The following is a 7,990-nucleotide window of genomic DNA, read 5'->3' on the forward strand; positions in this document are numbered from 1 at the left end:
CGGGGAACGAAATAATTATAGGCCAGATGAAAATTTTTTCCTTTTGATGTATACGACGCACAGAAAATATTTTTCCGAAAAGCAGAAACAATTTTAGCTGATATTTTTCTGATCTAGACAGCACCCGTTTTGGTTTCCTTAATTTTTTTTAGAAACTATCTAAATTTATTTTCATTCCGCACGATTAAAAAAATTATTTTATAAAAAAAAAATCTGTATTGACAAATGAACTGACGATGAATACAATGAACTTATCGCGGGGTAGAGCAGTTGGTTAGCTCGTCAGGCTCATAACCTGAAGGTCGTAGGTTCGAATCCTCCCCCCGCAACGTTGTATCGGAGATTCCGTGTGAATATTTTTAAAAAAGTTGATGGGGTTTTTTTTGACTGGGACGGAACATTAGTAGATACAGTTTTTTCTGGTTTGTCTATGATAAATAGTTTTCTTTCTCTTAAAGGAAAGAGTCAAATTGTGGAAGATCTGTATATTGTGTCGCCTTCTCTTTCTGTACGAGATGCATTTCGCTCTTTGTTTACGCCTGATGAGTACAGTGAGGCGGTAAGAGATTTTAAGTTGTTTTTAGATCAACGCGTTACGGACGTGTTGCCTTTTGATGGAGTAAAAAGTCTTTTAGACTTTTTGTATGATCGTGAGGTTCCTATGGGGATTGTAAGCAATCAATACGGAGATGTTTTGCGTCGTCAAGTTAAACAGTTAGAGTGGGAAAGATATTTTTTCTATATTTCTGGATCTGGAGATTGGGAACAAGATAAACCGTCTGCTTTGCCTTTGATTGAAACTCTCAGAAATTCAGGAGTCGAGCCCGGAAAATCTGTGTTTTTTGTAGGAGATTCGCTAGTAGATATGGTTTGTGCTCAGCACGCCGGGTGTACCCCCGTATCTATAGGAGCACAGGCGAAAACTTTTGATGGAAATTTTGTTTCTTTTAAAAATATTTGTCATTTTTATGATGAAATCAAAAGCTCGATAGAAAGTAATTTTTTAGGAGAAAAAAAGTAATGTTTATCCAAAAAAACACCTCTAGTGATCCTGTAAAAAAGGTATTTGAGGTTCAGACGTTAAGAAAAGATTTTTTATCTGTTTTGTGCGCGCAGAAGGTTTCCGTAACAATTTTTTTGATGAGTGGTATTAAGTTGCAAGGGTGTATAGAACAGTTTAGTGACGATTGTTTGATTCTTAGAAAAGACGGAATAGTTCAGATTTTATACCAGCATGCAATTTCTTCTATAATGCCGGTCACACCTTTTACTGCACCTAGCTTTTCAAGCTCTGCTTTTTTAGATTCTCCCGAGGCTCATGACTGAAAAAAAAGCTTTTTTTTGGATTAAGAGTTTGGTTAAAGTTTTTTATTTTTTGGTTTTCTTTTGGGGAGTGTGGGTTTTTAGTGTTAAGGGGTTTTTTATACTTCCAGCTTCTGTAAAGCTTCCTTCTTATTTTTCAAGGATTGGATTTCCTACTCTTGATCAGTCTTTTAAGAAAGAGCATTCTGAAGTTTGTGTTTTTGTTATTAATCTGGATAAAGACGTTGATCGTTATCGCTCTATTCAGCCCTTAGTTCAGCAATTAAATTTTCCGCATCAAAGGATTTCTGGTGTTTGGGGGCGTTCTCTTTTTAAGTCTTTTATAGAAAATTTTGTAGATAAAAAAGCTTATGAATTAGCATTTAATGGTTCGACTCCCGGATTTGGAGAGTTGGGGTGTTTTTTGAGCCATGTTAAAGCCTGGATTTCTTTTTTAAACTCCAACGCAAAATTTGCTTTAATCCTAGAAGATGATGCCGAATTTGATCCTTCTAAGTTGAAGAAAATAGTACAAGAGCTTATAAAATTTCAGAATCTTTGGGATATTTGTTCTTTATTTTCTCCTCCTGATTTTTCTGGATCGTTTCTTTCTGTTCGTGAGCTTTCTTTTTCTTATATGCTTGTTCGGTTTTTAGAAGAAACCTCTGGAACTGTTGGGCTTTTGATTAATAGAAGAGCTGCGAAATCTTTGCTTTCTAAGGCAGAAAAGTACGTGCTTCCTGTAGATCATTATATTCAACGTATTTGGGAATTTGATGATTCTATTCGATTTACCGGAATTTTTCCAGGACCCGTCAAAGAAAAAGGAGGCATCTCTTCTATTGATTTACTAGGAAGAAGAAAAAAAGGTCTAAAAATTTTTGGATCAAAGCAATTTCAGCGAATTTGTACTCAAATATTTCATTTAAAGTCTTATGTTGCGTACTATTGTTATAATTATTACCTGGTGCTAGCGGATAAATTTTTTCCTTCAAAATAAACTTTACTCTAACTGTTTTTTCTTTGCGTGATAGATTGTTTTAATCTGATGTTTAGATTTTTAAATGCTTTCAAAAAGTCGATAATAGTTATAGATAAAATGTCTTTTCATAAAAATCTTACTTTTCATAAAAATCTTATGACAATATTTTAGCCATATTCAATCATATTTAAAATAGATATCTTGAATTACCTAAAAAATAAGTACTACCTAGACTTTATTAGATAGTGTTGTCATGAGATAAAATATGATAAAACGTTAGGAATTTTATTTTTTAAAAGAAATGACGCAATCGCACAGAAGACACGATATATCAAAGAAATCTTGGAAAATTCTGGAGCCTTATCTACCAGGAAGAAAGGGGAGGGAAAAGCAAAGGATAATCGTTAAACGGTGTTTTGTGGATTTTAAGAACGGGGGCTCCTTAGCGAAATCTTCCCCCTGATTATGGAGATTGGAAAAATACGCACAGAAGATGCAGATGGTAATATAAAAGAATTTAGGAAAATTTTTTAGAAAAACTGATTGTCGATCTAGACTATGAGTGCTTGCTGATAAGATGCTAGTCAGAGATTATAGCGTCAAGTAACGTTGCTGATTATAAACAAGCTAGCCAGCGTGTTGAAGGAATAGACGCTCAAAATCTTCTTGCAAATCAAGGAGATGATATCAATCAAATTGTTGATGAGGAAAGAAAAAAAACATAAATCTTGTTATTCCTCCAAAGAAAAATAGAAAAGAACTCAGGGAACACGATAAAGATATTTACAAACTTAGACATTTTGTAGAGAAAGCATTTCTTCACCTGAAACGCTGAAGAGAAATTGAAACGCGATACGCAAAAAATACTTATTCATTTCTTACTGTTGTTTAAATTAGAGGCCTTTTTCTTTGGTTGAAATTCTTGTGACGACGCTATCTAGAGAGGTTAGAATGAAATACGAAAAAATAAAAGATTCTAAAGAAGAAGAGTCTCGAAGGTTAATCGGCGTAAGGCGCTCTACATTTAAAAAGATGATAGGAATACTGGAAGAGGCTGAGAAGTAAAAAAAAGTAAGGGGTGGAAAGCTAAATGGCTAGCGATGTAAGAAAGACTATTAATCGCTTTTGAATACTTAAGAAAGTACATATCAAATCAAACTGAAAGTTTTGGACTAATACGTTGAAAGTTGTCATTATGCGGTCAATAAGATTCATGGAGATGTTGTCTCAGGTTTGGTCGAAAAAATGCAGCATACTCTGGCAAAACTCTTTGGCACGAAAAATCGAGTATTGCGCACATGTTCATTCTTCGATGGGGTTTATGTTGGGGCTTGTAGGGAGGGTATGCACCTCAATCCCCCATTTCTTTCGCTGCTTTTTGGAGGTCTTTGCTTGTTGTTATAAGGTCCTTGATCCAAGATCAGGTGAATGTTAAGCTCCTTTGGATAAGCGTCTTTCAGCCTATCCGCTGCGCGTCGGTTCTTTTCTTGCCGATGCTGCGTTCTTAACGTAACACGATTATTTTTTTTTAGAAATTTTTGCATAAGAAAAATTATTAACACATATAAATTAAACTGTACAAAATTATTGCCGTCATTAACGTTAACTGCGCTATAAAGATAAAAATTTTGGCAACCGATTTTAAATGGAATTTGTGGCCTGGTACCGCGCTCATAATCCGTGACTTTTGGAATGAGTGCAAAATCTCAATTCATCAAAAAACAATATGTGCGATGGCGTGCACTTAGCTATTTCCCAGCTAATATTTTTTTAAATTCAGCAACTTATGTTTTGCTTTTGTTTGAAACGTTTAGGACGAGGCTTAATATAGAAGTAATTTAACTTCTTGATCTCTTGATGAACGGTTGACTTGCTCATCTCTATATTAAAGACATTTTCTAGTTTTATTCGAATTGCCTTTGTGGTTAACTGACTATCGACTTTTACCCATTCCAAGATTTGCTTTATTTGCGCAGCGTTAAGTTTGTTTTTCTTTTTGCGCTCTGCGGGTGCGTTAAGTCTTTCTATCGAGCCGGCTTGATCCACGAAGTCAGGGGTGTTCTAGTTATGTCGTAAATCTTTGCAACTTGATTAATGCTATGAGCCCTGGCTGCAATAGCCTTTGCTAATTTACGTGATATTCGTGCAGATTTATCAATCTCCTTAATCTGATATTTTTCTTCTTTTCTACCTTCGCGGTTGATAATTTTGATGCGGATACCATTCCATTTAAGCTGTTTGTTATCCCCCTATGATATACTTCCCCTTTTCTTAAAAGGCAATTATTTATGCTGATTTAGCAATGGGAATTGGACTGGTGCGGTGTTAAATGGGGAGGCTCTTGCTTGTGAGTTTGTTTCAAACTACTCTTAACACAGCTCTTTTTGATCCATCGGTAAAAGTATACTTTTCATGGACAACGTCACTTTTCATAAGGGGGAAAAGATGAAAAAGGTTCTGGAAAAAGCTGTATAAGCGCTTCTTTATTTACCGAAATCTTCTCCAGATTTTACCCCCCTATTGAACATAAATGTGCCTAAGCCAAGGATCATCTAAAAAAACAATGCTACTATAGAAAAACTCTTTATTGACTATAGATGCCTTAGATCGTCTAATCATTCTAAAAAAATCGGTTTATGTAAATCTGACTGTTGATTCATTCTATAGAAACCGTGTATTGTATAGTCAATGGTGTTTTGAAATCGTCAATATCAAAAAATTCATTAAAAGTAATAAAATTTTTTGGTCTATACACAAAAACAAAAAGGGTACGCAATGAAATCTTCTAAATTACAAGCTTCTGAGTTTTCATCACTTATTAAAGAATTTATTTTTTCTCAAAAAGATTCTGATTTTAATACTAAAGATGCCCAAATCGGGTTTGTACTAAGTGTGGGAGACGGTGTGGCAACCGTATGGGGGCTCGATCATGTACAAGCTGGGGAAAAAGTCGAATTCAGTGATGGAACTCAAGGGATGGCTATGAACCTAAACGAGGACACGGTGGGAGTAGTTATTTTTGGAGATTCCAAAAATATTCAGCAAGGAGACGTTGTAAAGCGCACAGAACGTCTTATGCAAACCGCCGTGGGGCCGGAATTGTTGGGACGCGTAGTAAATGGGTTGGGGGACCCCATTGATGGCAAGGGAGCTTTCAAGAACCCAGAATACAGTCTTATTGAACGTCCTGCCCCCCCGGTTATTGCACGCAAAAGCGTGTTTGAACCCTTGGCCACGGGTATAAAAGTTATCGATGCGTTGATCCCCATAGGGAAAGGGCAAAGAGAGCTAATTATCGGTGATCGTCAGATTGGAAAAACGACGATTGCTATTGATACGATTTTAAATCAGAAACACTTTAATGATGCCAATCCTCACTCTCCTGTGGTGTGCGTTTATGTGGCAATTGGACAAAAATGTTCTACCGTAGCGCAAATCGTTAAAACGCTAGAGGAACATGATGCATTAAAGTATAGCATTGTGCTGTGTGCTAATGCTTCTCAATCTGCCTCTCTTCAGTTTTTAGCTCCCTATACTGGGTGTGCAATGGCAGAGTATTTCCGAGATCGAGGACAACACGCTTTAATCGTCTATGATGATTTAGTTAAGCATGCTGTGGCGTATAGAGAAATGGCTTTGTTGTTGCGGCGCCCCCCTGGTCGAGAAGCTTATCCAGGAGATATATTTTATCTTCATTCCCGACTGTTAGAACGTGCTGCAAAATTAAATGATGATTTAGGAGGAGGGTCCTTGACAGCTCTTCCCATAGTGGAAACACAAGGGGGGGATGTTTCTGCGTATATTCCCACCAACATTATTTCTATTACAGACGGTCAATTAGTTTTAGAAACAGAGCTGTTTTACAAAGGGTTACGTCCTGCCATCAACGTTGGTCTTTCTGTAAGTCGTGTGGGGTCGGCTGCTCAAACAAAAGCGATAAAGAAAGTATCGGGCGCAGTGAAGTTAGAAGTTGCCCAGTATAAAGAATTAGAAGCATTTTCTCAGTTTGCTTCAGATCTTGATAGCGCAACAAAACACACCTTAGAGCGCGGCCAAAGAGTTGTTGAAACCCTAAAGCAACCACAGAATTCCCCATGTTCCCTTGCTCAAGAAGTTGTTAGCTTGTATGCAGTAACTCAAGGATACTTAGATGACATTCCTGTAGCTCAGGTTTTGCCATTTTTATCTTTTTTTTGGGAAATTTTGAATGAAGAATACGCGGCATGGGTTCAAGAAATAAACAATAGTACTGATTTTTCTGAAGAAGCCAGCGTCGCCGTTAGCCAATGTATCCAACAATGTAAGGAAAATTTTGTTCCAGTATGATTACCTTAAAAGAATTACGCACCAAGCGGAAAAGCGTTGCAGGAATTGAACAGCTAACAAAGGCACTTAAAATGGTGTCTCAGACAAAGCTTTTAAAAGCGCAGCATCAATGGCGCCGTGCTCAAAAAGAATTTAAAGCAATGGTGAGCCGTTTAGAGCACTTGCGTTATTTTGATTTTTTAACGAAAGCATCTTTAGAAAAAAAGGATGATGTTTCTGTTGAGTTTTCTGATTCCTCTTTTGTTGATTCAGATCCCAAACATCTAATCGTCTTGGCATCTGATAGGGGATTTTGTGGAGGATTTAACGGAAAAATCCAAAAGGAAGCGTCCGACTGCTTGCTAAGATTAGCACAGCTAGAACACGTAACAATTGTTGGAAAAAAGATAGTTTTCTGGGCTCAGCAAGAAGCACTTAAATATCCTCATATTCATTTTGAATACTTGTATAATATACAAAATTTTTCTCAGAAAGAGGCTATAAGTTGGCTGGAAGAGATATATAAGAAAAATTCCTATAACGATCTAAAGGGATGTTACGTTCTTTATATGCACTATATCAATGCAATTTCTCAACAAGTAGAGCTGCTTCCATTAGCGCAAAATGAGCATAGAAAAAATATCGATTCTGGTTTCGAAGAAAGTTCTTTTTTTTCCATGAAAAAAAGTGTTGGAGAATATTTTCATAATACTCTTCCGTTACTTTTGCCAGATAGTGCGACGTTGTTAAAAGCATGGGAAAAAATGTGTATTTGCAAGCATTTTATTTCTATTCTTCAAGAACACTTGGTTAGCGAGCATAGCGCACGTATGATGGCAATGGAAAAAGCGGGTGACAACGCAACAGAGCTTCTTTTATCTTTGCAAAAGCAGTACAACTATCTAAGACAAAACCAAATTACGAAAGAACTGGTGGAAATTACCGTTGCACTTCAGTCTGTAGAATAAATGATCTATACCAAATCAAATTGAAAGTGTTGGACTAATGCGTTGAAAATTGTCATTGCGGTCGACAAGGTCCATGGCGATGTTGTTTCAGGTTTGGTCGAAAAAATTGCAGCATACTCTTGCAAAACTATTTGGCAGAGAAGAAAAATCGATTGTTGCGCACATGTTCATTCTTCTCTGGTTGGGGCTAGGGAGCATAAGTGTTGAAAGTGGTTGAGATAGATATCAGGATTATAAAGTTTTAATTTTATAATGATGTATTGATATATGGTTAGAGAGACTAGGAAAACTTTACGATGTCAATAAATATAATAATAAAATCACCGGAGAATTACTATTCAAAGGTTTGCTGAGATTAATACTCCTTGGCAAGAAAACTAGTTTAAGAATGTTAGAAAAGCTAATCAACCAAGGGTTTGGATCAATGCAAAGT

The 7,990-nt window shown here is 36.5% G+C and carries 9 protein-coding genes, 1 tRNA gene and 1 pseudogene; 9 read left to right on the forward strand and 2 right to left on the reverse strand.

Annotated elements, in window-relative coordinates; genetic code table 11:
• Positions 1–255: 255 nt before the first annotated feature.
• The 6 genes and pseudogenes from HE1_RS01360 (at position 256) to HE1_RS08635 (ending at position 3,349) form a co-directional block, all read left to right on the forward strand.
• Positions 256–329, forward strand: a tRNA-Met gene (locus tag HE1_RS01360).
• A 20-nt stretch (positions 330–349) separates the two neighbouring features.
• The gene (locus HE1_RS06990; protein ID WP_162531161.1) at positions 350–1,021 is read left to right on the forward strand and encodes an HAD family hydrolase; all 672 of its coding nucleotides are present in this window, start codon (positions 350–352) and stop codon (positions 1,019–1,021) included.
• Complete coding sequence (locus HE1_RS01370) at positions 1,021–1,326, forward strand: RNA chaperone Hfq (RefSeq protein WP_052567185.1); 306 nt, start codon at positions 1,021–1,023, stop codon at positions 1,324–1,326. Before HE1_RS06990 ends, HE1_RS01370 begins: the two co-directional genes overlap by 1 nt.
• A gap of 28 nt (positions 1,327–1,354) precedes the next feature.
• Complete coding sequence (locus HE1_RS01375; protein ID WP_162531162.1) at positions 1,355–2,302, forward strand: glycosyltransferase family 25 protein; 948 nt, start codon at positions 1,355–1,357, stop codon at positions 2,300–2,302.
• A gap of 283 nt (positions 2,303–2,585) precedes the next feature.
• A pseudogene (locus HE1_RS06995) lies at positions 2,586–3,116 on the forward strand (transposase); the annotation flags it as partial.
• 77 nt (positions 3,117–3,193) lie between these two features.
• Entirely contained in the window at positions 3,194–3,349 is a 156-nt protein-coding gene (locus HE1_RS08635; RefSeq protein WP_162531163.1) for a hypothetical protein, read from the forward strand.
• Between the two features lie 254 nt (positions 3,350–3,603).
• On the opposite strand, the gene HE1_RS08640 is transcribed toward HE1_RS08635, so the two are convergent.
• A complete protein-coding gene (locus HE1_RS08640) occupies positions 3,604–3,828 on the reverse strand; it encodes a hypothetical protein (protein WP_035543901.1) in 225 nt (74 codons plus the stop codon).
• Positions 3,829–4,060: 232 nt separating this feature from the next.
• Entirely contained in the window at positions 4,061–4,330 is a 270-nt protein-coding gene (locus tag HE1_RS01385) for a winged helix-turn-helix domain-containing protein (protein WP_052567187.1), read from the reverse strand.
• A gap of 729 nt (positions 4,331–5,059) precedes the next feature.
• On the opposite strand from HE1_RS01385, the gene atpA reads away from it, so the two are divergent.
• From atpA to HE1_RS08645, 3 genes are read left to right on the forward strand one after another with little or no spacing between them, the layout of a single operon-like run.
• Entirely contained in the window at positions 5,060–6,610 is a 1,551-nt protein-coding gene (gene atpA, locus HE1_RS01395; RefSeq protein ID WP_006303309.1) for a F0F1 ATP synthase subunit alpha, read from the forward strand.
• On the forward strand, positions 6,607–7,557 hold the full coding sequence (locus HE1_RS01400) for a F0F1 ATP synthase subunit gamma (RefSeq protein ID WP_006303307.1): 951 nt from the start codon (positions 6,607–6,609) through the stop codon (positions 7,555–7,557). The genes atpA and HE1_RS01400 overlap by 4 nt, the downstream gene beginning before the upstream one ends.
• Before the next feature lie 42 nt (positions 7,558–7,599).
• The gene (locus HE1_RS08645) at positions 7,600–7,764 is read left to right on the forward strand and encodes a hypothetical protein (RefSeq protein WP_162531164.1); all 165 of its coding nucleotides are present in this window, start codon (positions 7,600–7,602) and stop codon (positions 7,762–7,764) included.
• The last annotated feature ends 226 nt before the right edge of the window (positions 7,765–7,990 follow it).

Origin of the sequence: Holospora elegans E1 (assembly GCF_000648275.1) — a bacterium.
Taxonomy (GTDB): Bacteria; Pseudomonadota; Alphaproteobacteria; order Holosporales; family Holosporaceae; genus Holospora; species Holospora undulata_A.

Excerpts from the sequence above, each read along its gene's own strand:
- HE1_RS01400 (WP_006303307.1), top strand. The coding sequence starts at position 6,607 with ATGATTACCTTAAAAGAATTACGCACCAAGCGGAAAAGCGTTGCAGGA.
- atpA (WP_006303309.1), top strand. The coding sequence starts at position 5,060 with ATGAAATCTTCTAAATTACAAGCTTCTGAGTTTTCATCACTTATTAAA.
- HE1_RS08640 (WP_035543901.1), bottom strand. The coding sequence starts at position 3,828 with ATGCAAAAATTTCTAAAAAAAAATAATCGTGTTACGTTAAGAACGCAG.
- HE1_RS01370 (WP_052567185.1), top strand. The coding sequence starts at position 1,021 with ATGTTTATCCAAAAAAACACCTCTAGTGATCCTGTAAAAAAGGTATTT.